Source organism: Natrinema longum, assembly GCF_017352095.1.
Taxonomy (GTDB): domain Archaea; phylum Halobacteriota; class Halobacteria; order Halobacteriales; family Natrialbaceae; genus Natrinema; species Natrinema longum.
Window position 1 is genome coordinate 319418 of record NZ_CP071463.1, and the last position, 22290, is coordinate 341707.

Consider the following 22290-nt stretch of genomic DNA (forward strand, 5'->3'; position numbering starts at 1 on the left):
CCTCGTGTCCCGTCGTCGAATCCGGGACGTCGACTGCCGACGGCGGCGTCGGACGTAACCCGATCCTAAGAGGCGGGGTTTCTCCTTCCCTCCGACAAAGAACAGCGCATGGCAGAGGCAGTACTCGTCATCGGGTTGCTGGTTGCGGTGTTCGTCGGGTACAACATCGGCGGCTCTTCGACCGGCGTCGCCTTCGGACCGGCGGTCGGGAGCCGGATCGTCAGAAAGGTCACCGCCGCGGCGCTTTTCACCGTCTTCGCGTTCGTCGGCGCGTGGACCGTCGGGCGCAACGTCATCGAGACGATGAGCAGCGGGATCGTCGACGCGGCAGTCTTCTCGCCCGAAGCGAGCGTGGGCGTCCTCTTTTTCACCGGCCTCTCGCTCCTGGTGTCGAACGCCTACGGCGTCCCGGCGTCGACGTCGATGACCGCGGTCGGTGCCATCGTCGGGCTCGGGCTGGCGACGGGGACGCTCGACGCTGCCCTGATGTTCACGATCCTCTCTGCGTGGATCGTCGCCCCGTTGACCGCCGCTTCGGTGGGAGCCATCATCGGCCGGTATCTGTACCCCTACCTCGACGCCAAGTTCGCGTTCGGCCGCCTGCGAGACCCGTTGATCGCCGTCGATACTCGAGGGCGGATTCCCCGGCCCAGGATCAACCAAAACGCGGCGACCAGAGATGTCGGTGGCGCGACACTGGTGGTCGTGATCGCGTGCTACATGGGGTTCAGTGCCGGGGCGTCGAACGCCGCGAACGCGGTCGCGCCGCTGGTCGGGAGCGGGAGTATCGACCCCAGCCCGGCGATTCTCCTGGCGGTCGGGTCGATCAGCCTCGGCGGGTTCACGATCGCCCGACGGACGCTGGCGACGGTGGGCAACGACATTACCGATCTCCCGATCCTGGCAGCGCTCATCGTTTCGACGGTGGGGGCGACGATCATCACCGTCCTCTCCTGGCTCGGAATTCCGGCCAGCCTCGCGGTGAGTACGACGTCCTGTATCATCGGCCTGGGCTGGGGGCGGGCGAGTCGCGCGCGCACGCTCGTGGAAATCGCGACGCCGGCTCCGACCGAGGAGTCGATCCCGGAGTTGACGACGGGGTCACTCGCGGCTTCACCGACCGACGCCGCCGACGACACGCCCGCGAGCCCGACGGTCGGCGACCTCTCCGAAGGGGACGCCCCCGACCCGGACGAACAGGTCTCGGACGGCGGCGTCCCGCCGATCGGCGAGGAACGACCGAGCGAACTGGCCGCCGAAAGCCTGTTCGACCCCGCAGCAACGGCCCGGATCGTCGTCCTCTGGGTACTCACGCCGGTGCTGTCGCTCAGCGGTGCGTACATCCTGTTTTCGTTCATAACGTAGCTACCGGCGTCGTTCCGTCGGCTTCGTCGCCGAAAGCCGCACTCTCGAGCGCCTAGTTCCCCGTCAGCGCTTCGCTCGCCGGTGCGAACTCGATCGTCTGTCCGAGCCCCTGTTCGCTGGCGCGCTCGTAGAGCAGGTACGCCGCGGCGACCGTTTCGATGCCCGTCCCGCCGCTATCGAAGACGGTGATCTCGTCGTCGCTCGTCCGGCCGGGTTCCGTCCCGGCGACGACCTCGCCCAGTTCCGCGTGCACGTGGTCCTCGGTGATCGCCCCCTCCTCGAGGGCCTGCATGAACGAGCCGGCGTCGAACGTCGCCCGTTCGCGGAGGTCCGGGACGTAGGTCGCGTTCGCGATCGTGTTCGCGTCCAGTTCCCGCGCGTCCGGCGAGTACTGGCCCATCGCGGTGATGTGGGTCCCGGGCGCGATGTCGTCGCCGTCGACGACCGGCTCGTTGGCCTGCGTGGCCGTGATCACGACGTCCGCGTCGGCGACGGCGGCCGTACTCGAGTCGACCGCGTGGACGTCGGCCGCGAGGGCGTCGTCGAAGTCGGCAGCGAACGACTCGCGGTTCTCGGGGGTCGGCGAGTAGACCCGCACCTCGGTGAAGTCACGGACCGTGGCGGTGGCGTGGAGTTGGCCCCGCGCCTGTGCGCCGCTACCGATGATCGCGAGGGTGTCGGCGTCTTCGCGGGCGAGTTCGTCGACGCCGACGGCACCGGCGGCTCCGGTCTTGAACGGGTTCATGCTCGCGCCATCGAGGAGGGCGAGCGGGGCACCGCTCTCGGCGTCGAAGAGTGGGGTCATAAACCAGCCGTCGACGGCACCGAAGCCCGCGCTGTACATGTAGCCGCCCATCGCGCCCGTCTCGGGAAGGATGGCAGCGTAGGCGGTGAACATGCCCTCGGGATCGCCACGCAGGAACTTCGATCGCGGCTTGGCCGGTGCCCCCTCGCCGCGCTGGCGATATCCCTCGCGGACGGCGTCGACGTACTCTGCCGGCGTTGCGAGGTCGGCAACCTCCGCGCTGGTCAGAAACAGCGTGTCAGTCATATCAAACACCACGAATCGGAGACGGGAAAAGGAACCGAAACCGGGAATACTGGGAGAGGGCGACGGAGAGAGATCGGATCAGTCGGCGTTGATCGGCGGCCGCGCCGACTGGGGTTCGTCGGCGGTGTTTGCTGGCGTATTGACGAACATTGCGTGCCCGATGATCCCCATCGCGACCAGCGAACCGAGCGGTACCGCCGCAGTCCACGAGATCCCGACGACGGTGAGAGCCGCGGTGATACCGAGCAGTGCGACTGGGATGAGGCCGAGAACAATGTCGTAATATCCAGTCATAATCTATTCTATAGTAGGAGAAATTCCCATATAAGCGTTTCCCATAATTGGCTCGTGGTGGATGTGTCTCTAATCGAAAATCCTTGTGTGGTATTCTCGTAACTTATGGCCCGGCTCGATCGATTTCGAATTATTGTGGCTCGTCGCCCGATCTGTGCGTCTCGTCCCTCAACGTCCTCATCATCCGACGTTCGATACGGTGACGCGATCTACTCCCTTCCGCATAGAAATCCATCGCTCTCGAAGAGGGTCGATCCGGCTCACGTCCGTCGCCTCGAGACGGGCTCCCTCGATTTAGTTCGTCACCGATCGGTACAGCATGTACGCGGCCCGCCACCCGAGCAGGACGATCAGTCCGAAGCCGGTGATCACGAGCGGGAACGGCCACGTCGCCCCCCCATCGAACAGCGCGGAGGCCCGAAGCATGAGTCCGACGTTCGCTGCTGCGATCCAACTCAGGGTCGTCAGTCGGAGGCGCTCTTTCCCCACGGGACGGTCGCGGGTGTAAATACCGGCGAGCGCTGCGATAGCGGCCCAGCCGATCACGAACGGTGCGACCGTCTCGAGTGACGCGATCGGTTCGGCGATCGGATTGACGCCGTGTTCGATGCGCCCGAGCAAGACCAGGCCGGCGATGAGGACGACGTCGACCACGGCGGTTGCGATCCGTTCGCGATCGGCCGTGGCGGTACGAGCCTCCGTCTGAACTGCCGTGTCCATACGTGGCTCTCAGTTCTGCGATCCCATTGATTCCCCGGTTTCGATCGTGGGTCGGCGGCTGCTACTCGCCTGCCGTCACGACCTGTGAGGAGGGACTCGACGGCTAGCCGCCGAGTACCGTCCAACGGACAACGCGTCGTGCGAGGAGTGCCTCGCACGGTCGCACGGACGAGGGGTGGTCACTTCGTTATCGGCTCCGTTCAGAATCGGTGGTCACACGACCCCGTTCGACCCCCTCCAGTAAGACGATCCTACGGCAGCCGTCGTTCGGAGCGGGGGTCGATCGGGCGGGACGTCGGCACCGACCGAGACTGTCAGCAACAGAACTAATATACGGCCGGCCCGAACCGCTCGAGTGATGGCTGTGGTCGGCAACCGCCGGGCCGATTGTGAGGGCTGTGGCCGAACGGTTTCCCGCGAGGAATCGACGACGGTGACGATGCCGAACGGCGACGAAGTCGTCTGTTGCCCTGACTGTGAACCCCACGCGAGAGCGGCCGTTCGGACGGGGACCGCGTTCGACCAGCGACGGGCCACTTGCGACGGCTGTACCGGCAGGTACCTCGCGGCCGAACTCGAGGACGTGATCCTCGACGATGGGACCGCGCTGACCTGCTGTCCGTCGTGTCTCGCCCAGGCACCGGATCCCGATGGTGACGACGACAGGAGCGATCCGGACGGTGGTGGCCCAATCGGCTCGCGGACGGCCTCCCACACGTCCACCAGCGATCCCGACACGGATCACGATCGCTGTCGGCAGTGCCACGAGCGGGTCGTCGAGGAACGCTTCCGCGTCACGACGATCGACGGACGGACCGAACGGCTCTGTTCCGACTGCACGGCCGATGCCGAGGAGCGAGGGATCGTCGCCGACGTGGCCATGCGAAGAACGAGAGCCCGCGAGGTGCTCGGTGTGGACGCCGACGCGAGCGATGAGGCGATCCGCGAGGCGTTTCACCGACAGGTCAAACGCGCCCATCCGGACCGCCAAAGCGGCAGCCAGTCCGCGTTCACGCTCGTTACCGATGCCTACGAACGGCTCCGTGAAGAGGACTAAGGGGAGGCTCCGTCGTCGCGGCTCACGAACCCGATCGTGGCGGGATTGAAGAAATAGGTCGATCCACAGTCCTCACACGACGTCGTCAGGAGTTTCCCGTGTTTGTGGAGTTTCCAGAGTTTCGTCTGTCCCTGCTCGAGTTCGAGCGTGACCGGGTGGCCACAGTCGGGAATCGTACACGGGAACCTGATATACCAGTTGGGAACGGACAGCGCCCCCAGCGGCGCGAGTTCGCTTCGCAGTCGACAGAGCAGATTGAAGATCGTAAACGAGAGGTTGTTTCGATCGATCGTGATGCCTTCGACGTCACTGACGAATCCGCGACGACTGACGGACTCGTCGTACACCGGGAGGACGGGAATTCCCTTGGCCACCGCATACCCCATCTCCTGGTTGATCCACCGGTTCTCGGCCGCGTCCGCGGTCAACACCGCGACGACGATATTGCTGTTGGCGAGTCGCCCCTCGAGTCGCTTTCGGGACCGTCCGGATTCGACCTCCTCGAGCGCGATGTGCACGCCGAAGGGGAAGTTCTTGACCGTCGAGAACAGGTCCTGGACGAGCTCGAGATCGCCGGGGGCGTGGGAAACGTACAGCTGTTCTCCGGTCATCTCATCGCCTACGGTACACAGACGTGTGCGTCGTCATTAATCTATCTCTCGATCGTCTGTAACGCCCGGCCAGTTATTCTCGGTAATTCTTGATGGTAGACAGTACGCGCTGGGAGAACTCGAGTTCGGAAAGTTCCTCGCCGAGTCCGTCGAACCACTCGCGTTCGACGTACCACCAGCCACGAACGTCCCCATCGGTCGTCAGTGACGTTACTTCGAGGCGTCCCGGTGTCCACTCCCGTTCGTCGCCGATCGTCAGAAGGGTCCGCAGGACGGCACCGACCTCGTCGTCCGTGACAGCGGCTGCCTCGGAGACGACTTCGTACTCGAGTTCGATCCCGACACCGTCTTCGCCGGGTGGCTCGGTCCCGTCCATCCACGCCACCGACGTCACGTAGATGCCGTGGCTCATCAGTCGGTTCTCCAGCGTGACGGCCACGGGTCGCTCCCCCGCGGACGCGTCGTCCCCGCGCTCGCCGTCCCCCTCGGCACCGGACCCGTCGTCGGTCATACGTCTCCGTTCGGCGGGTATCCAGAAAAGTCGGTCGGCACCCGTCCCGCTCGCTGGGCCTCCGGAGCGGCCCATCCGTTCAAGGGTGTCGCTTCGACGGCGAGGATCGCGCTCAAAGCGGCTCGACGAGGTCCTCGAGCGCTGCTTTCGGATCGTCGGCTTTCGCGACGCCGCTGGCGAGCAAGACGCCTTCGGCCCCGAGATCGCCCGCGGCGACGACGTCGTCGCCCGTACTGATACCCGCCCCGCAGAGAACGGAGACGTCGGCGTCGACGGTGGCGGCCGCGTCGACCGCGTCTTCGACGACGTCGGGATCGGCCTGGCTGACCGGCGTCCCGGTGCCGATGAGTGCCGGCGGCTCGACGGCGACCGAATCGGGGCCCAGCGCCGCGGCCGCGCCGATCTGGGCCGGATTGTTCGCACAGACGACCGTCTCGAGGTCGGCCCGCTGGGCCGCCCGAACGGCACCGTCGATGTCGGCCAGTTTCAGCCGGCGCTCGGAGTGATTGATCAGTGTGCCGACCGCGCCGGCGTCGGCGACGCTTTCGGCGAGCGTGTGGCCGGTGTTGCTCCCGTGTTCGATCGAGTCGACGTGTTGAGCCCACGTCTCCGCGCCGGTCTCGGCGACTCGCTCTAGCTGAGCCGCCTGCGGCGCGACGGCCAGCCGGGCGTCGGTTGTTTCGTCGACGTCGCGAACGGCTTCCGCGACTGCGATCGGATCGCATGGATACGTCTTCAGGTTGACGAGGACGAACATAGGGCCAACCGCACCCGCCCGAAAGAAATAGTTTGCGAGTCGGCGACGCGTAAGACAGCGTGGGCAACGTGCCACACGGACTGACAGCGGCCCGTCTCAGACGGTCTCCCGTCCGTCAGTGCCGGTGGGACCGGGACCGCCCTGCGGTCCCACCGGGACATCGGGACAGCAAACCGTCTCAGTCCTTCCGCTTGACGACGTCACCCAGCGTGTAGCTCCCGGTCGAGGAGCCACCCGACCATTCCGAATCGTCGCCGGAGCTTCCCTCGGCGCTCAGTTCTATCTCGAGGAAGTTCTCGAGTTTGGACTGGACGCGATCGCTCGGGAGCGTGTCCCCGCGTTCGATCTTGCGGATCAGGCTCGCTTTCTCGTTGAGTTCGTTGGCGAGATCCGACTGACTCAGGCTCTTGCTCTCGCGGGCCGTCCGGACCCGATCGTCGTAATCCGTCGCGAGTTCGTCCATGTCGTCGAACATGTCCGAGCGGCGCTGGCTCGAGCCACCCGAACTCGAGGTACTCCCACTCGAGGCAGTCGACTGACCGCCCCCACTCGAGGACGAACTCGAACTGGTCGAGTACTTCGTCGACCCGCTGGAACTCGAGGTATCTTTGACTTCAGTGCCGAAGTCCGTGCAGTTCGAACACACGTCTAGCTTCGCGCCCTCGACTTTGATGGTGTTCGGGGACGACGTCTCGGCCCCACACATCTCGCACTGAACCATGTGGGGTCCTATATCGCGGTAAGGGATAAAGGATGCGGCGCGGTTTCAGCCCGTAGAAATCGGTTTCAGCGGCCGGACGCGGTTAGTATTCGAGGGCGACCCAGGAGTAGTAAAAGCGCTGGAGCGCAGTCAGGTGGCCGACGACCGCGAGGAAGACGAGCAGCCAGCCGACGAGCGTCACCCCGCCCAGCGTCGTCCCCGCCAGCGGATAGGCGAGGAAGCCGGCGATACCGATGATCGCCAGCCGATCGGCGCGACCGACGAGCCCGCCGTAGACCCGGTCGAGACCGACCGCTTGGGCCTGCGTCCCCAGATACGAGGTCATGACGACGCCGGTCACCGCGGCAAAGCCCAGCAGGAAGTCCTCGAGGCCCGCAGCTAGCCCGGCGATGACGACGATGTCCGCGTACCGATCGAGGACGTGATCGAGCAGGTCTCCGCCGGCCGAGGCGACCTCCTGCTCGCGTGCGAGCGCGCCGTCGACGATATCGAGCCAGCCGTTCAGGAAGACTAACACGGCCGCCGCGACGTACCAGATCGGGTCCTCGAGCCCGCCGAGGGCGAATGCGACCGCGGCCAGGATCGCCATGCCGAACGCGATCACGCTCACGCCGTTTGGCGTCAGTCCGAGCCGGTCGAAGCCCTCGACGAACGGGTCGAGGAACCGCGACACGTACGGTCGAAATCGATCGAGTGTCATACGAGGTACTCCACGAAGTCGACGTCGCCGGCACTCGGTTCGCGCTCGCCCGCCGTCACCGCCTCGAGGTCGCTCGCGACGGCGTCCGGATCGCGATCTGTGGTATCGATCTCGTAGACCGACTCGAGGTCGTGTTCCTCGACGGCTTCGGAGAGAATCACGTCGAGTGCCTCGCTCTCGGCGTTCTCGCGGGCCTTCGCCTCGGTTTCGCCACGCTCGAGCAGTCGCTCTTCGAGCGCCTCCGGGTGACACCGCAACACGACGACCCGGTCGGCGTCGAAGTGATGGGCGAGGTGCGATTCGATCACGACGTCCTCGCGGTCCGCGAGCCACTCCTCGAGGGCCTCGAGGTCGGCGACCTTGCTCTCCCGTTCCGCGTCGACCTCGGTGTAGAGTCCCGCTTCCTCGAGCACCCGGTTGAGGTGGATCACCTCGAGGTCGGGCGTCGACCCGTCGTCCGTCCCGTCGTGGGCCTCCCATCGGGACTCGAGTCGCGCCGTCGCGGTCGTCTTCCCCGTGCCCGGTGTGCCGGTGACCGCGACCCTCATGAGTCCGCGACCTCCGCCGTCGAATCGCCCGGCGGCTGCGTCTCGAGATCGAGGTCCTTGAGGACGGCGTTGAGCGTTTCGACCGCGCGTTCGGTTTCCGCCTCGGTACCACAGGTGATGCGGATACAGCCCGGCAGGCCGAAACTCGAGCAGTCCCGGACGATGACGCCGCGGTCTTGCATTTCGTTCGCGACGGCCGAGGCGTCGCCGACGTCGACGAGGACGAAGTTGCCCTCGCTCTCCCAGACGTGAGCGTCGACGTGTTCGCGCATGTACGCGCGTGCCTCGCGGGTCGTCTCGACGGTTCGCACGACGTGTTCCTCGTCGTCGATGGCGGCGAGGCCGGCCCGGCAGGCGAGCTCGCTCGCCGCGAACGGCGTGTTCACGCGGGCGTAGGCGTCGGCCCACTCCTCGGGGACGACGGCGTAGCCGAGTCGAACGCCGGCGAGCCCGTAGACCTTCGAGAACGTCCGGAGGACCGCGACGTCGTCGCGGGCCTCGAAGCCGTCCAGCCCCTCGATCAGCGCGACGGCGCTGTCGCGATCGGCGAACTCGCCGTAGGCCTCGTCGACGGCGATCAGCGTCTCGTCGTCGGTTGCGTCGGCGAGGCGCTCGATCTCCTCGAGGGGCATCGTCGAGCCGGTCGGGTTGTGCGGGCTCGTGACGAAGACCAGCCGGTCGCCCTCGTAACGCTCGAGGACCGCGTCGGCGTCCTGTTCGAAATCGTCCTCGCGCTCGAGGTCGTACTCCCGGACGTCGCCGTGGTGGAACCGGGAACTCATCCCGTAGTAGGCGAAGCCGGGCGAGGGAACGAGCACGTCGTCCCCCGGCTCGAGGGTCGCCCGGTGGAGGTAATCGATCGCGCCGTCGCCGCCGTTTGCCAGCCAGACTTGCTCGTCGGTCACGCCCCAGCGGGCGGCGACGGCGGTCGTCAGGTCGGCGTGGGCGGCTTTCGGGTACGAACTCACGCTCGAGGCGGTCTCGCGGATCGCCACGGCGGCGGCCGGCGACGGGCCGTGGGGGTTCTCGTTCGAGGCGAGTTTGATGAACTCCGAGGGGTCGCGCCCGAGTTCGCGGGCGACCTCCTCGATGCCTCGACCCGCCTCGTATGCGACGTGATCGGACAGGTCGCGCGGTTGCATACGCGAATCCTGTCTCCCGTGGCTCTTAAGGGTGCTTACATATGGTCAGTCGTTCCGCCCTGACCCGCCGATCCGCCGTGACACGGCTCGGGCCGCGGTGAGGGGTGACGAGGGGTGAGCGACGGCCTCGGAGTGGGCAGTGACCGGCGGGAACCGCGAGTCGCTGCCGAATCGCGGCCGAACGCGTCCGAGCGAATCGGCTATCGTCGGCACCGAAACGAGTGACACACTGATCGAACCGCCGTCGTACGAGCAGGTGTGTAATAACGTTCAGTTGTCACTATCAGTCGTTGGTAATACGGTTTCTTTATTCAGAGTTAGGCGTGAAATCCACGTTCAGTATAGATCGAGACGTTACCGGAACGGGCGTTCACCTCTCCGATCACTGCCAGAAACGACGTACTGAATACAGAGAATAAGTTCAGCACGACGGCTCCGTTTGTTTCGCGTCGAAACCGGTGAACCATCTGCTCGCTTCGTGTGCGAACTGAACAGTAGAGTGTCTATCAGGTATGCTTAGAGGTAGGCCGGCGCATCATTGAACACCCAGAAGGCAGCGACTATGGACAGAGCCAGCAGACCTCCGAGTACCAGCGTCCCGAAGACCGTACGGAGCGGGAGTGTGCGCAGGGGCCTGTCGTATCGCCACAACTGGGCGCGGACGAAAGCCACCGCGACGATCATGCTTCCGATCAGGAACGACGGGTGGAAGCCATCTAGTATCGTATAGTCCACCAGCACCGTCATCTGAGTGCCAATTCCGATGGCGCCAACTATGGCTGCTCCTACCACATATGAGAATCCAGCCACCACGTGTCGTAGGGCTGCGTTCCACGAGAACGAATGGAAGGCATCGGCGTCCGTATCAGGTGCCGCAAAACTCGCAATATCAGCGTACAGAAGTGGAAGAGTCCCCACCGCGACGACGCATGCATACGGAAACACGGTCACAAAAGCTATTACAATCACGATCCAGACCGCGCCATATACCCCCAACTCCCCCTCAACGATCGGGGGAACAATGAGGACGGCGACCGCCGTTATGAGGAATAGGGTCAGCGGAACTGCGTTCTCCTTGTACCGATCGATAGTCAAGGGCGTGGTCATGTGAAACTGAATATACATTACCAATAAATGCTTTCTGGTGATAGAATTGACCGCTCACTTCAGGAGGTCGCTTTACCAGCACCAGCCAGATGGAGTACGGCTCCGGAAACTGCCTCCCCTCTACTGACCGGTCACTCCCCTTCGTAGATCGACCTTCGACTCGTGTCGCAGTCGCGCTCTGTATTCAGTACGGCTCTGCCAATATCATCGGTGGCTGAGAGAAGTGCCAGGGTCAGATTCGCATCTGTCGTTACCGACTCGCCCGATTCGGTTTCGAGTATATATCTGAGTAAATAAACTGTGCTACTATCTACTGCTATAGGACGGACGTGGCAGTTCCGTTGCCGGCGTGATACCGGTCCTACCGAAGCCGCCAGAGCAACGACCGCAATTTGTATCCCAGGGAGCCGTTCCGATAGCCGGTCCAGCCACTCATGCCACCCGCAAGCGTCGCTGCGTCGTATCCCTCCTCGACCAGCAGGCTCGTCGCCCGCTTGGCGACCATCCCCATCTTGCATATCACGACCACGTCTTCGTCGGCAGGAATCTCCTCGAGTCTGTCGCGTAACGCCGCGTCGTCACCGCGTCGCAACGCTTGGTAAACGGGAAGGTTGTGACTGTTCTCGATCGCGTTCGACTGGAAGGCCGACTTCGGACGGATGTCGAGCAGAAACGGGTCGTCTCCCGACTCGAGGCGCTCGGCCAGTTCGTCCGGGCGGATGCTAGTCATTGGTGGAGTATTGGGTTCAGTATACAAAGCCGTGGCGTCTCGGACGAGGCGACGACGCGTCCACCGGAGACGCAGTTGTCAGGAGGGATACGGCCGGTCGCTTACTACCCCCGAAGGCGCTCGAGTCGCTCGAGCGAGTCGGCGTCCGCGGGGTCCTTGTCGGGCCGGACGCCCTGAAACCGAGGGAACCGGAGCGCGTATCCCGACGAGTACGTCGGCGAGGACTGGATCTCCTCGTAGCCGACTTCGAAGACGACCGCGGGCTCGAGGTCGACGTCTTGTCCCTCCTCGGCAGCGACGTGGGGCTCGAGCAGTTCCGTCAGTTCCGCCAACTTCTCGTCGGTGATTCCGGTCGCGACCTTACCGACGGTCTCTAAGTCGTCGCCCGCACGCACGGACAGTTCGAAGGTCCCGAGGAACGTCGCCCGACGGCCCTCGCCCCACTCCGCACCGGTAACGACGCAATCGAGCGTCTCGACGTCCGGTTTTCGCTTCCGCCAGTGCTTCCCGCGTCGTCCCGGCGAGTACGTCGAGTCGGGGTCTTTGAGCATGATCCCCTCGTGGCCCGCCTCGAGGGCGTCGGCGTCGATCGACTCGATCTCCTCGGGGTCGTCGGTACGCCACAGCAGGGAGAGTCCCTCGATATCCTCGTCGTCGACGGCTCCGGAATCGACGGTCGAGTCCACCAGGACCGATCGAAGCCGGTCGTGGCGCGTCGTCAACGGCTCCGCGAGCAGGTCGTCGCCGCCGGCGTGGAGACAGTCGAAGAAGACCGGCCGGACCGAGACGGCCTCGCGGGCCTTCGCGACGTCGTGTTTCCGGCGGAAGCGCTTGAGCACCTCTTGAAACGGTAACGGCGAGCCGTCGGCGTCGATCGCGACGACCTCGCCGTCGAGGATCGCGGGTTCCTCGAGGTGGTCCGCGGCGAACTCGACGACTTCGGGCAGCGCGTCGGTGACCTCCTCCATGTTCCGCGAGAAGACACGGGTCTCCGCCGTCGCCCCTCCGGAGCCGGCGGGATCGTGGTGTAACTGCACGCGAGCCCCGTCGTATTTCCACTCCACGCCGGCCTCCTCCCACTCCTCGAGCGCGTCGGTCACCGTCCCGGCCTGGGCGAGCATCGCCTGAACGGGCCGGCCGACTTCGAGGTCCATCGCGTCGAGTCCCTCGAGCCCCTCCTCGCGGGCGATCCGTGCGACCTGCCCGTAGTCGTTCGACACCTGCAGGGCGCGCTCGACCCGCTCTGCGGGCACGTCGAAGGCCTCGGCGATCGCGTCCCGCACTGCCCCCTCGCCGACCCCGATGCGCATCTCCGAGAGGACGATCCGGGCGAGGTAACGCGCCTCCTCGCTCGAGCAGCGATTGAACAGTCCAAAGAGCAGGTCGACCTTGCGATCCTGGCTCCCCGAGCCCTCGGCGGCGGCGACCTCCTCGAGCGTATCGGACACCTCGCGAACGGTGAGGTCGCCCCCGGTGCCCTCGCTCTCGCTTCCAGCGCCGCCACCGCCGGTGAACGCACTCAGTCCCCGCTGGCCACCGAAGTCGTAACTCGCCGCCACGTCGCCGATCTCGCCGACAGCTGCGAGGCGGTCCTCGACGTCGCCGGCGCTCACGTTCGTCCCCGCGGCGCGGGCGATCGCCTCGTAACACGCGTTGGGGCCGATATCCAGGGTCGTCGAATCCCAGGCCGGAAACACCCGGCCCTGGGCGAAGCGCGCGACGATCTCGAGGTCGTCGCCGGCCTCGGCGAGCAACTCCCGAACGTGAGCGACGATCTCGAGGTCGGCGGGTTCGGCGTCGATCGTCCCGGCGCGGTCGGCGAACGTGGCGAACTCCATCGGCGGTGTGTATCGCCGGGGGGAGTAAAACGGTTCTGAGACCGATCGCCGACCGTCGCTCGAGAGACGTGCTTTGAAGGCAATCGGTCACTCACTCGGAGGTATGACAGAGGAGGACCTCGCCGCACGGGTCGCGGACATCCTGACCGTCGACGCCGTCGACTTTCGCGAGCGGGCCGAAGCGGACGCCGAGGTGATCAAAGACGCCGTCGACGAGGGGGTCTTCGACAACCCACAGGCCATTATCGGCCTCGAGTACGAGTTCTACGCGGTCAAGGCCGACGACTGTGCGTTGCGGCGGGTTCCGCGCCGACTGCTCGAGTTGATCGGCTTCGAGAAGGAACTGGGCTTGCACAACGCCGAAATGACCACGAGCCCGCAACCGCTAAACGCCCACGGGCTGGCGGCCCAGGAGTCGGAGGTCAAGGCCCGACTGCAGACGGCACTCGACGTGACCAGCTCCGAGCGGATGCGGCTAGTCAGCGACGCGCTCTGGACGATCCCACCCGAAGGCGAGAACGCGGAAACCTATCTCACCGACAGCGTCGAGCGGACGACGACGGACGCAGCGGGCACTGCGCACACGGTCCACGTCGCGACGAACATGAGCGACTCCGCCCGATATCACGCGATGGCCAACACCGATCAGGCCGACTCCGCGGGGATGCGCATCGAGGCCCCACACGTCTCGCTGCAGGGCGACACTGTCATGCCCGAGAGCCTCATCACGTCGATACAGCCCCACTATCAGGTGGCTCACGCCCCCGACCTTCCCGAGTATTTCAACTACGCGCTGCGGATCGCAGGCCCCCTCCTCGCGCTCGGGGTCAACTCCCCGTTCTTCCCCGCCGACCTCTACGACGACGACGCGACTGCCGACGAGATCCTCCGTGACGGCTGGATGGAACACCGTATCAGCGTCTTCGAGACCGTGCTCAACGATCCGACCACCGGTGAAGGGAAGGTCCGATTTCCCCACGATCTCGAGACCGTCGACGAGGCGATCGACCGGATCGCCGGCGACGATACCATCGTCCCCATGCCGGTCGACGGGGGCGAACGCTTCGACGACCAGTTCCCCCATTTCAGCCGCAAACACGGCACCTACTGGCGGTGGGTCCGCCCGGTCTTCGGCGGCCCGACGCGCTCGGCAGCCAACGCCCGCATCGAGTTCCGCCCGATTCCGTCCCAGCCGACGGTCCGGGACTCCGTCGCCTTCCTCGCGGCGTTTGCCGGGCTGATGGAGAGTCTCACCCGCCTCGAGCACCCCGTCGTCGAACTCGACTGGCAGATCGCCCGGGAGAACTTCTACGCGGCGATGGTCGACGGGCTCGCGGCCGACCTGACCTGGATCACCAACGACGGCAAGGAGACGACCGACGGGCTCGCCCTCTACGAGGACCTGCTGGCTCACGCCGAGGACGGACTCACCAACCGCGGGCTCAGTGACGAGGAGGCCGCGAAGTACCTCTACCCGCTCCGACGCCGCGTCCGACAGGTGGTAACACCTGCCAGCTGGAAACGCGAACAGGTCGAGACGGCCCTCGAGGACGGCGCGACCCTCGAGGCGGCGATCACGGAGATGCAACAGCGATACGTGGCTCGGCAGTCGGAGACGTTGCTCGAGGGGAGTTTCGCGGACTGGATCGGCGACTAGCCCCTCGAGAGGGGTGTGGCAGTAAAAATAGGATTACCGGGCCGGTTCGACGTTCTGGTTCATCCGGAACAGGTTCCCCGGATCGTACTCGGCCTTGATCTCGGCCAGCCGATCGTGGTTCGCCCCGTAGGCGAGCGTCTCCTCGCCTTCGTCCTCGCTGATGAAGTTCACGTAGACGCCGCCGGTGGCGTACGGAGCCATCGCGTCGAAGAACGCCCGGGACCAGGCGATGCACTCCTCGTCCATCGCGGGGTCCTCCCAGCGCGTGTGGACGTTCATCGCGTATTTGGCGTCCCGGTGGGGGTACGCCGTCGCGTCCGAGGGCACGCGCGCCATTGCGCCGCCGAGTTGCCCGAAGAAGATCTCGGACAGCGGGGACGGGAGATCGGCTGCGTGCTCGACCGCGGTATCGATGGCCTCGTCCGAGAGTTCGCTGAAGTTGTGCGACTTCCAGTAGTTCCGGACCCCCTCGGTGAGCAGCGGATCGAACGACTGCTGGAAGGCCGCGTACTGGTGGGGGCCGACGGCATCGGCGATCGGGTCTCCGTACTCCCGGAGCGGAGCCAAGACCTCTTCTCCCTCCGTCATGTCTCCGGCGTAGAACGTCACGACGAGGACGACGCCGACGCCGTGGACGGCTTCTGGAAGGAACGGAAGGGGCGGTGCCTTCCGGAGGACGATCCAGGCGGCGGCTTCATCCGGTGCGTCCTCGTTGAAATCCCGGACGTGCCGGATGACGTCCCGTGCGTCCTCGCCCGCGTAGACGATCGGTCCCGAGAGGATTTCGGGACCGACCTCGTGGAGATCGAACTCGAAGGAGGTGACGACGCCGAAGTTGCCGCCGCCACCCCGAATCCCCCAGAAGAGATCCGCGTTTTCCGTCTCGCTCGCGTGACGCAGTTCGCCGTCGGCAGTGACGATATCCACGGAGCGCAGGTTATCCACCGTCATCCCGTCCCTGCGAGCCAGCCAGCCGAAGCCGCCGCCGAGCGTAAGCCCCGCGACGCCGGTCGTCGAGTTGATCCCGGTCGGCGTCGCCAGCCCGAACGTCTGCGCCTCGTGGTCGAAGTCGCCGAGGGTCGCTCCCGGCTCGACGCGAGCCGTCCGCTCCGCCGGATCGACGCGAACCGACCGCATCGCCGAGAGGTCGAGCATCAGTCCGTCGTCACAGACCGCGTTGCCCGCGATGTTGTGCCCGGCACCGCGAACCGCGAGCAGCATCTCCTGCTCGCGGGCGAAGTCCACCGCCGCGATCACGTCCGAGACGCCCATCGCTCGAGCGATGAGTGCCGGACGCTTGTCGATCATCCCGTTCCAGATCGCTCGCGTCTCGTCGTAGTTCGAATCCCCGGGACGGAGCAACTCGCCGTGAAGCCCCTCGCGGAATCCGTCTATTGCACCGTCGTCTACGGGTGTGGTTGCCACTGCCATTATTACTCAGCGTTCGTACGCTTCGCTCGGGCATATAGTTTCACATAATCAATAATTATAATAGGTCCGCCGACGGGAGAGACTCGAGAACAGGGAGGACCACGGGACGGCCTGCGGAGGGGTCCATCTATCCGGAAGACGGTAGCGATACCGGGAGGGGGCGAAAGATATTCGGGGAAAGCTTCACGTGTGGCTCACCGGGTTCTTGATTCGAACGCGTTCGGACAGCCCGAAAGAATCCGCCGGCGGTCACCGCGATCGTGCCGGCGATTCCCCCGCTCCTGTCGTGGAGCAGCCGTCCGAACCGGGTTTCGGATCGCCATCGGCAGGGGCGTATCGGAGGGACGCGTCGCCGCGCCAACTTTATTTTAGGCTGGCCAAAATCGGAACGCATTTGTATATTTAGGCGAGCCTAAAAATTATGCAACGGACGCGACGCGCGTGGCTGAAGGGCAGCAGCGCAGCACTCGTGAGCCTCGGGCTCGCCGGGTGTTCCGAGACGACCGACGGAGGGGACGCCGAACCCGACTCGACCGAAGGCGAGGGGGCCCCGGAGTCGTCCGACGAGGAATCGACGATCGCCGAACCGATCGAGACGGCCGTCGCCGCCGAGTGGAACGCGATGCGGGCCCGCCTGTGGGACGCACTCGCGGTGGGACGGGCCGGAGAGACCGAGGCCGGCGCTGCCGTCGCCGAGCACACGTTCTCTCGGTTCGAGACCGCTACCGGCGAGTACAACGCCCACGAACTCCTCGAGGAGACCGACGAATCTCGCTACGAGGAGTTCGAGGAGGCCCTCGGCGAACTTCGGACGGAGGGGCTGGAGCGAGGAGACATCGGTCGCACACGGGAGGAGGCCGTCATCGGAGACGAGCAACTCCGCGAGGCCCAACGGGCCCTCGTCGGCGAGCCGGCGTCGCGCGCGTTCGATCTTCAGGCGTTCGGGACGACGGTCGCCGATACCGTCGTGCTCGCGTCGGCCGGGGCCTTCGACGCCGCCGAAACCGTCGCGACCGACGCACTCGGGCGGTTCGAGGAGGCGGCCGTCCACGATGCGATCGAGGAGACGGACGCCGACGTCTACGAGCGGTTCGAAAGCGCCATCGAGAGCCTCGTTACGGCCGCCGAAACCGAAGACGTGGAGGGCGTCCGCTCGAGTGCGAGCGACGCGCTCGCGGCGGCCGTCGACGGCGGCTACGCGCTCGCATCCACCGAGGCGGCGGGTGCCGGGCAGCTCGCCACGTATCAGGCCCGGGGCTGGGACGCCGCCGCACTCGCGGGCTTGGGCGGGCCGTCGACCGCGTTCGCTCACGCGGCCGCGTTGAACGTCTATCGAGCGCGGGCCCACGACGCGGCCTGGCTCTTCGATCGCGGGCACCCGGATGCGGCAGCACGGATCGCGGAGAACGTCTTCGCGCACTTCGAGGGCGCTCGCGCACACGAGGCCCTCGAGGAGGCGAGCGAAGACGCCTATCACCGGTTCGAGGAGGACGGTCTGGACGCGCTCGCGACCGCCATCGAGAACGACGACGCGGCGGGAGTCACGAGCGCCGTCGAGACGATCGACGACGGGCTGGTGACCGGGATCGACGCCCTGGGGACCGGCGTCGAGCCCGCGTTGCTCGAGGCGGGCTTCTTCAAAGTCCGGATCGAGGACGCGCTGGAACGGTATCGGCTCGGCAAGAACGAGGTCGCCGCCGAAACCGCCCGCGGGCTGTTCGAGCGCTTCGAGTCCAACGAGGCCGACTTCCACGAGACGCTCGAGGAGACCGACGAATCGCTCTACGAGACCTTCGAAGACGAGCATCTGAACGGGATCATCGAGGCGTTCGAGAGCGGCGACGACGCGGCCGTCGACGACCACGCGACCGGGATCCGCGATCGCCTCCTCGAGTTCGAGACGACCGCCGGAACGACCGCGCAGGTGAGCGCCGTCGAAAGCGGGTCCATGGCCGCCCGTGTGTTCGACGCCGGCGTCCTGGACGTCCTCGGGGAGTCCGCTCGCGCTGAAACCGTCGTTCGCGACGCGTTCGAGCACTTCGAGAGCGGCGCGGGCGGGTTCCACGAAGCGCTCGAGGACGCCGATCACGACCGCTACGAGTCCTTCGAGCGCGCGCTCGGCGACGCTCGAGGTGCTGCCGAGAACGACGGGTCCGTCCCGGAAGCGGCCCGAACGTTCGACGAGCAGGCGCTCGAGGCGACGTACACCGTCGTGGCGTCCGCCGGTGGCTCGTACGGGGAGGCCGCCGCGTCGATCATGCGGGACGTCTTCGCGGAGTTCGAAGAAGCGCGCGTCCACGAGCCCCTCGAGGAAGCCGACCACGAGATCTACGAGAGTTTCGAAGCGGCGCTCGAGGACTACATCGCCGCCCTCGAGTCGGGGTCGGGAGTTGACGGGGCCGCCGAAACGTTCGCCACGGCGACGTTGCGGGCGCAGTTCGCCGTCGCCGGCGCGCCCGATGCAGCGCCGGGCGACGACGGCACGACCGGTTCCGACGGGGAGGCCGACGACGAGCCCGACCTCGAGAGCGGGCCGAACGTCGTCGAGGGCGTTCCCGACGACGCCGACCACGTCGTCGACATGCAGGCCGTCGCGTTCGAACCGGCGGAACTCACCGTCGAGGAAGGTGAGACCGTCGCCTGGACGCACGCATCGGGCGAACCCCACTCGGTGTCGGCCTACGAGGACGGGATTCCGAGCGACGCAACCTACTGGGCGTCCGGTGGGTTCGAAAGCGAGACGGACGCCCGCGAGGGCTGGGAGAACGGCCAGGGTGCGGTCACGTCGGGAGAGTCGTACGTCCACACGTTCGAGACGACGGGTGAACACGAGTACGTCTGTATCCCCCACGAGGCCGCCGGAATGGTCGGAACGATCATCGTTGAATGAATCTCCCACACTCCCGATGGGGGGAGTCGTCACCACCACGGGACGCCGGCCATCGATCGGCCGACGAATCCGTTCGGTCGGGACTCCCGACGCCGAGGGACGGCCGAAAGCGATTAAGTAGCCACGCTCGAGAGGTGTAGGTATGGTAACCTTCCTCTCCGGGGGCACTGGAACGCCGAAGCTGTTAGACGGCGCTGCAGCCGCGTTCTCGCCGGAGGAGACCACTGTCGTCGCCAACACCGGCGACGACATCGAGATCGGCGGGCTCTTCGTCTCGCCGGACGTCGATACGCTGTTGTTTCAGGGCGGTGGGATCCTCGACCGAGAGACGTGGTGGGGAATCGACGGCGACACGCATCGGACCAACTCGGCACTGATGGACATCGCGTCGGCCGCGGGACTCCCCGAGGGGCCACAGTACCTTCCCGAGGAGAGACAGACCGACGGTCGGCGACTCGCGAACTGGCGGCGCTTCTCGGGCGTCGCCGAGTTCATGACGATCGGCGACCGCGACCGGGCCGTCCACATCACGCGGACGAGCCTGCTCGACGAGGGCAAGACGCTGAGCGAGGCTACCGCACGGCTCGCGAGTGCCTTCGGCCTGACCATCGACCTCTTCCCGATGAGCGACGACCCCGTCGCCAGCCTCGTCCACACGGACGAGGGGCTCATGCACTTCCAGGAGTACTGGGTCGCCCACCGTGGCGAGCCAGCCGTCGACACCGTCGAGTTCCGTGGCTCCTCGGACGCCGAGCCCGCCCCGGGCGTCCTCGATGCGCTCGAGGACACCGTCGTCATCGGTCCATCGAATCCGGTCACCAGCATCGGCCCGATGCTCGCGCTGCCGGGGGTGGCGGACAAACTCAGCCAGACGACGGTCGTCGCCGTCTCGCCGTTTCTCGGCGACGACGCCTTCTCCGGCCCCGTCGGCGACCTCATGGAAGCCGTCAACGCGGAGCCGAGCACGGAGGGACTGGCGACGGCCTACCCGTTCGCGGACGCATTCGTGATCGACGAGACCGACGGTGCCGAGTTCGACCGGCCGACCATCGAGACGGATATCACGATCGACTCCCGCGAGGACGCCCGCCGCGTGACCCGCGCGGTCGAAACCGCGATCGAGCGAGTGGACTGAGATGGCCACGAGCATCTCGTTTACGCCGCGACTCGCCCTCGCCAGCCTCAGCGGCGAGGCCGATTCCGACTGGGCACGGGCAGGCGCGGCGTCCGCGGGCGCTGCGTTCCTCGGCGGCATCGCTCTCGATACGGCGTCGAGAGCGGCCGCTCGGAAACTCGTCGACCGCGAGCGCACCGAGTTCCTGCCCGACGATCCCCTCGCCTTCGTCGACCGCGAACTCGAGGCACTCGAGGACGCTCCCGTCCAGCCGGCGTTCAACGTCCGGAGCGCGACCGCCGAGCCGATCGCCGAGGCGGCCCGCGTCTGCCGGGATCGAGGCGCGTATCTCGAGATCAACGCCCACTGCCGACAGGCGGAACTCTGTGCCGTCGGCTGCGGCGAGACTCTCTTGCGAGACGGCGATCGACTCGCTGACTACGTCGCCCGAGCGAGCGACACGGGAGCACTCGTCGGCGTGAAAGTTCGCGCGGAGGTTCCCGGCGTCGATCTGCCGGCGCTCTCGCAGCGACTCGAGCGGGCAGGGGCGGCGTTCGTCCACGTCGATGCGATGGACTCCGAGTCCGTGATCGCCGACGTGGTCGCGGCGACCGATCTGTTCGTGATCGCCAACAACGGCGTCCGCGACGAGGAGACCGTCCGCGAGTACGTCGCGTACGGTGCCGACGCGGTGAGCGTCGGTCGACCCAGCGACGACCCGGTCGTCCTCGAGCGCGTTCGAGACGCGGTGGAGCGACGGCTCGGGATCGAAGCGAACTGAGACGAATTATCTGCGGCGGCTCTCTCGTCGGCGTCTCCTGTTCGCTCGTCGGTGGACCGCTCGAGTTAGTCGGCGGTGAGCGTGCGGGATGTGCTTGTAAGCGGTTCCCCACACTCGCGATGCGCCGTGTGTCTCTCCACCCACCGCCGGAGACCGGCGGGAGACAGCCACGGCTTGCCACCGACTGTCCGAAGAACGCGACTGTCAGGAGAACGACCCCCGACACGTCGTCCGACGATTACAACGGTGCGCCGACCAGTATCAGTTTTGCACGCTCATCGCCTCGATTGTGGAGCTGGCGCGGTTCCTCGGCGTCGAGTCGGATCGCCTCGTCGGCCTCGAGCGTTACCGTCTCGTCGGCGGCCGTCAGGTCGACGTCGATCGTCCCTTCGACGACGTAGTAGACCTCCTCTTGGCCGGAGTCTGCCTCGTCGTGTTCCATCCCCTTCCCGTCGGGCTCGAGTTCGAGGACCGACATCCCCAGCTCTTCGGTCCCGAGTTCGCTCTTGAGAAACCACATGCCACCCCACTCGTCGTCGATGACTGACTCCGGGTCGGTCTTCGCAACGACGTCGTAGCTCATGGGCGATAGTTCTCGCTTCGAGCCGTAAATCCTTGGGACGGCGACCCAACAGAACGGGCCGCCGCCAGAGCCCCGATTTTCGATGGGGGGCTTTCGGATCGAGTCGAATCCAATGCGGAAGGCTCTCCTGGCCTTTTTTGTTCCGGGTCGAAAACAGTAGGAACGATGTACGAATTGGTCCACCGATACGCACCGGCCAGTCCCGCGGGCCGAACTGCCGTCGCGATCATCGCTTCGGTGGTCGGTGTGCCGACGCTGGTGCTCGGACTCGTCGGATTGACCGGCGACGTCGCTCTGGCAGCCCTGTTCCTCCTGGTCAGTGCCGTCACCCTCATCGTCGCCGGACAGTTGACGCGAGGCGTCGTTCGACAGGCCGAGGCCGCTCCCGATGGGGCCCCAACCGAGACGTCGACGACCGACTCGACGGAGAACCCGGTCGAAACCCTCCGACGGCGCTACGCAGCCGGTGACATCGACGACGAAGAGTTTCAGTATCGTCTCGATCGACTCCTCGAGACCGAGGGGACCGACCGGCGCACCGACGAGCGAGAGCCCGTCCTGGAATGAGACGGACTCCCGTCAGTCAGTGCCGGCACACCCGTGAACTGCCGTGTGGGTGCGCCGGAACATCGGCACGGCAGACCGACGAGTCGGCCGCCCCGTGTCCGCCCCATCGGAGTCA

At 66.0% G+C, this 22290-nt stretch carries 22 protein-coding genes; 7 read left to right on the forward strand and 15 right to left on the reverse strand.

Annotated features, from left to right (window positions below):
- Positions 1–108: 108 nt before the first annotated feature.
- On the forward strand, positions 109–1365 hold the full coding sequence (locus J0X27_RS01545; RefSeq protein WP_207270735.1) for an inorganic phosphate transporter: 1257 nt from the start codon (positions 109–111) through the stop codon (positions 1363–1365).
- Positions 1366–1417: 52 nt separating this feature from the next.
- On the opposite strand, the gene J0X27_RS01550 is transcribed toward J0X27_RS01545, so the two are convergent.
- The 3 genes from J0X27_RS01550 to J0X27_RS01560 all read right to left on the reverse strand — a co-directional run bounded on the left by J0X27_RS01550 (position 1418) and on the right by J0X27_RS01560 (position 3430).
- A complete protein-coding gene (locus J0X27_RS01550; protein WP_207270736.1) occupies positions 1418–2416 on the reverse strand; it encodes an ornithine cyclodeaminase family protein in 999 nt (332 codons plus the stop codon).
- Between the two features lie 78 nt (positions 2417–2494).
- Complete coding sequence (locus J0X27_RS01555; protein WP_207270737.1) at positions 2495–2710, reverse strand: DUF8015 family protein; 216 nt, start codon at positions 2708–2710, stop codon at positions 2495–2497.
- Between the two features lie 294 nt (positions 2711–3004).
- Positions 3005–3430 (reverse strand): DUF3054 domain-containing protein, encoded by a 426-nt coding sequence (locus tag J0X27_RS01560; RefSeq protein ID WP_207270738.1) that lies wholly within the window; start codon positions 3428–3430, stop codon positions 3005–3007.
- Between the two features lie 358 nt (positions 3431–3788).
- Between J0X27_RS01560 and J0X27_RS01565 the strand changes: the two genes are divergently transcribed.
- Entirely contained in the window at positions 3789–4487 is a 699-nt protein-coding gene (locus J0X27_RS01565) for a J domain-containing protein (protein ID WP_207270739.1), read from the forward strand.
- Here the strand turns inward: J0X27_RS01565 and J0X27_RS01570 are convergent.
- The 10 genes from J0X27_RS01570 to ligA all read right to left on the reverse strand — a co-directional run bounded on the left by J0X27_RS01570 (position 4484) and on the right by ligA (position 13152).
- A complete protein-coding gene (locus J0X27_RS01570; RefSeq protein ID WP_207270740.1) occupies positions 4484–5098 on the reverse strand; it encodes a toll/interleukin-1 receptor domain-containing protein in 615 nt (204 codons plus the stop codon). The genes J0X27_RS01565 and J0X27_RS01570 overlap by 4 nt on opposite strands.
- Before the next feature lie 73 nt (positions 5099–5171).
- Positions 5172–5609, reverse strand: coding sequence for a DUF8159 domain-containing protein (locus J0X27_RS01575; protein WP_207270741.1), 438 nt, complete (start codon positions 5607–5609; stop codon positions 5172–5174).
- Between the two features lie 112 nt (positions 5610–5721).
- Positions 5722–6366: a triose-phosphate isomerase gene (tpiA, locus tag J0X27_RS01580; RefSeq protein WP_207270742.1), complete on the reverse strand. Its 645-nt coding sequence runs from the start codon at positions 6364–6366 to the stop codon at positions 5722–5724.
- A gap of 178 nt (positions 6367–6544) precedes the next feature.
- Positions 6545–7087, reverse strand: a complete 543-nt coding sequence (locus tag J0X27_RS01585; protein ID WP_207270743.1) for a multiprotein bridging factor aMBF1 — start codon at positions 7085–7087, stop codon at positions 6545–6547.
- Between the two features lie 82 nt (positions 7088–7169).
- Positions 7170–7787 carry a CDP-alcohol phosphatidyltransferase family protein gene (locus tag J0X27_RS01590; RefSeq protein ID WP_207270744.1) on the reverse strand — a complete coding sequence of 206 codons (618 nt, stop codon included), beginning with the start codon at positions 7785–7787 and terminating at the stop codon, positions 7170–7172.
- On the reverse strand, positions 7784–8335 hold the full coding sequence (locus J0X27_RS01595; RefSeq protein ID WP_207270745.1) for an adenylate kinase family protein: 552 nt from the start codon (positions 8333–8335) through the stop codon (positions 7784–7786). Before J0X27_RS01595 ends, J0X27_RS01590 begins: the two co-directional genes overlap by 4 nt.
- On the reverse strand, positions 8332–9477 hold the full coding sequence (gene hisC / locus J0X27_RS01600; RefSeq protein WP_207270746.1) for a histidinol-phosphate transaminase: 1146 nt from the start codon (positions 9475–9477) through the stop codon (positions 8332–8334). Before hisC ends, J0X27_RS01595 begins: the two co-directional genes overlap by 4 nt.
- 516 nt (positions 9478–9993) lie before the next feature.
- Complete coding sequence (locus J0X27_RS01605; protein ID WP_207270747.1) at positions 9994–10584, reverse strand: hypothetical protein; 591 nt, start codon at positions 10582–10584, stop codon at positions 9994–9996.
- Between the two features lie 361 nt (positions 10585–10945).
- Positions 10946–11314: a rhodanese-like domain-containing protein gene (locus J0X27_RS01610; RefSeq protein WP_207270748.1), complete on the reverse strand. Its 369-nt coding sequence runs from the start codon at positions 11312–11314 to the stop codon at positions 10946–10948.
- A 104-nt stretch (positions 11315–11418) separates the two neighbouring features.
- Positions 11419–13152, reverse strand: a complete 1734-nt coding sequence (ligA, locus tag J0X27_RS01615) for an ATP-dependent DNA ligase LigA (RefSeq protein ID WP_207270749.1) — start codon at positions 13150–13152, stop codon at positions 11419–11421.
- Positions 13153–13255: 103 nt separating this feature from the next.
- Between ligA and J0X27_RS01620 the strand changes: the two genes are divergently transcribed.
- Positions 13256–14809 (forward strand): glutamate-cysteine ligase family protein, encoded by a 1554-nt coding sequence (locus J0X27_RS01620; RefSeq protein WP_207270750.1) that lies wholly within the window; start codon positions 13256–13258, stop codon positions 14807–14809.
- A 33-nt stretch (positions 14810–14842) separates the two neighbouring features.
- Here J0X27_RS01620 and J0X27_RS01625 read toward each other — a convergent pair whose 3' ends face one another.
- Positions 14843–16240 carry an FAD-binding oxidoreductase gene (locus tag J0X27_RS01625; RefSeq protein WP_207270751.1) on the reverse strand — a complete coding sequence of 466 codons (1398 nt, stop codon included), beginning with the start codon at positions 16238–16240 and terminating at the stop codon, positions 14843–14845.
- 421 nt (positions 16241–16661) lie between these two features.
- On the opposite strand from J0X27_RS01625, the gene J0X27_RS01630 reads away from it, so the two are divergent.
- The 3 genes from J0X27_RS01630 (at position 16662) to J0X27_RS01640 (ending at position 21025) form a co-directional block, all read left to right on the forward strand.
- Complete coding sequence (locus tag J0X27_RS01630) at positions 16662–19130, forward strand: DUF5059 domain-containing protein (RefSeq protein WP_207270752.1); 2469 nt, start codon at positions 16662–16664, stop codon at positions 19128–19130.
- 142 nt (positions 19131–19272) lie between these two features.
- Positions 19273–20265 (forward strand): 2-phospho-L-lactate transferase, encoded by a 993-nt coding sequence (gene cofD / locus J0X27_RS01635; RefSeq protein ID WP_207270753.1) that lies wholly within the window; start codon positions 19273–19275, stop codon positions 20263–20265.
- 1 nt (position 20266) lies between these two features.
- Positions 20267–21025, forward strand: coding sequence for a tRNA-dihydrouridine synthase (locus J0X27_RS01640; RefSeq protein ID WP_207270754.1), 759 nt, complete (start codon positions 20267–20269; stop codon positions 21023–21025).
- Positions 21026–21263: 238 nt separating this feature from the next.
- On the opposite strand, the gene J0X27_RS01645 is transcribed toward J0X27_RS01640, so the two are convergent.
- Positions 21264–21608, reverse strand: coding sequence for a cupin domain-containing protein (locus J0X27_RS01645; protein WP_207270755.1), 345 nt, complete (start codon positions 21606–21608; stop codon positions 21264–21266).
- Positions 21609–21773: 165 nt separating this feature from the next.
- Between J0X27_RS01645 and J0X27_RS01650 the strand changes: the two genes are divergently transcribed.
- On the forward strand, positions 21774–22175 hold the full coding sequence (locus tag J0X27_RS01650) for an SHOCT domain-containing protein (protein ID WP_207270756.1): 402 nt from the start codon (positions 21774–21776) through the stop codon (positions 22173–22175).
- The last annotated feature ends 115 nt before the right edge of the window (positions 22176–22290 follow it).

What these genes read in the sequence shown, in the direction of transcription:
- J0X27_RS01545 (WP_207270735.1), top strand. Translation starts at nt 109, where the DNA reads ATGGCAGAGGCAGTACTCGTCATCGGGTTGCTGGTTGCGGTGTTCGTC.
- J0X27_RS01550 (WP_207270736.1), bottom strand. Translation starts at nt 2,416, where the DNA reads ATGACTGACACGCTGTTTCTGACCAGCGCGGAGGTTGCCGACCTCGCA.
- J0X27_RS01555 (WP_207270737.1), bottom strand. Translation starts at nt 2,710, where the DNA reads ATGACTGGATATTACGACATTGTTCTCGGCCTCATCCCAGTCGCACTG.
- J0X27_RS01560 (WP_207270738.1), bottom strand. Translation starts at nt 3,430, where the DNA reads ATGGACACGGCAGTTCAGACGGAGGCTCGTACCGCCACGGCCGATCGC.
- J0X27_RS01565 (WP_207270739.1), top strand. Translation starts at nt 3,789, where the DNA reads ATGGCTGTGGTCGGCAACCGCCGGGCCGATTGTGAGGGCTGTGGCCGA.
- J0X27_RS01570 (WP_207270740.1), bottom strand. Translation starts at nt 5,098, where the DNA reads ATGACCGGAGAACAGCTGTACGTTTCCCACGCCCCCGGCGATCTCGAG.
- J0X27_RS01575 (WP_207270741.1), bottom strand. Translation starts at nt 5,609, where the DNA reads ATGACCGACGACGGGTCCGGTGCCGAGGGGGACGGCGAGCGCGGGGAC.
- tpiA (WP_207270742.1), bottom strand. Translation starts at nt 6,366, where the DNA reads ATGTTCGTCCTCGTCAACCTGAAGACGTATCCATGCGATCCGATCGCA.
- J0X27_RS01585 (WP_207270743.1), bottom strand. Translation starts at nt 7,087, where the DNA reads ATGGTTCAGTGCGAGATGTGTGGGGCCGAGACGTCGTCCCCGAACACC.
- J0X27_RS01590 (WP_207270744.1), bottom strand. Translation starts at nt 7,787, where the DNA reads ATGACACTCGATCGATTTCGACCGTACGTGTCGCGGTTCCTCGACCCG.
- J0X27_RS01595 (WP_207270745.1), bottom strand. Translation starts at nt 8,335, where the DNA reads ATGAGGGTCGCGGTCACCGGCACACCGGGCACGGGGAAGACGACCGCG.
- hisC (WP_207270746.1), bottom strand. Translation starts at nt 9,477, where the DNA reads ATGCAACCGCGCGACCTGTCCGATCACGTCGCATACGAGGCGGGTCGA.
- J0X27_RS01605 (WP_207270747.1), bottom strand. Translation starts at nt 10,584, where the DNA reads ATGACCACGCCCTTGACTATCGATCGGTACAAGGAGAACGCAGTTCCG.
- J0X27_RS01610 (WP_207270748.1), bottom strand. Translation starts at nt 11,314, where the DNA reads ATGACTAGCATCCGCCCGGACGAACTGGCCGAGCGCCTCGAGTCGGGA.
- ligA (WP_207270749.1), bottom strand. Translation starts at nt 13,152, where the DNA reads ATGGAGTTCGCCACGTTCGCCGACCGCGCCGGGACGATCGACGCCGAA.
- J0X27_RS01620 (WP_207270750.1), top strand. Translation starts at nt 13,256, where the DNA reads ATGACAGAGGAGGACCTCGCCGCACGGGTCGCGGACATCCTGACCGTC.
- J0X27_RS01625 (WP_207270751.1), bottom strand. Translation starts at nt 16,240, where the DNA reads ATGGCAGTGGCAACCACACCCGTAGACGACGGTGCAATAGACGGATTC.
- J0X27_RS01630 (WP_207270752.1), top strand. Translation starts at nt 16,662, where the DNA reads ATGCAACGGACGCGACGCGCGTGGCTGAAGGGCAGCAGCGCAGCACTC.
- cofD (WP_207270753.1), top strand. Translation starts at nt 19,273, where the DNA reads ATGGTAACCTTCCTCTCCGGGGGCACTGGAACGCCGAAGCTGTTAGAC.
- J0X27_RS01640 (WP_207270754.1), top strand. Translation starts at nt 20,267, where the DNA reads ATGGCCACGAGCATCTCGTTTACGCCGCGACTCGCCCTCGCCAGCCTC.
- J0X27_RS01645 (WP_207270755.1), bottom strand. Translation starts at nt 21,608, where the DNA reads ATGAGCTACGACGTCGTTGCGAAGACCGACCCGGAGTCAGTCATCGAC.
- J0X27_RS01650 (WP_207270756.1), top strand. Translation starts at nt 21,774, where the DNA reads ATGTACGAATTGGTCCACCGATACGCACCGGCCAGTCCCGCGGGCCGA.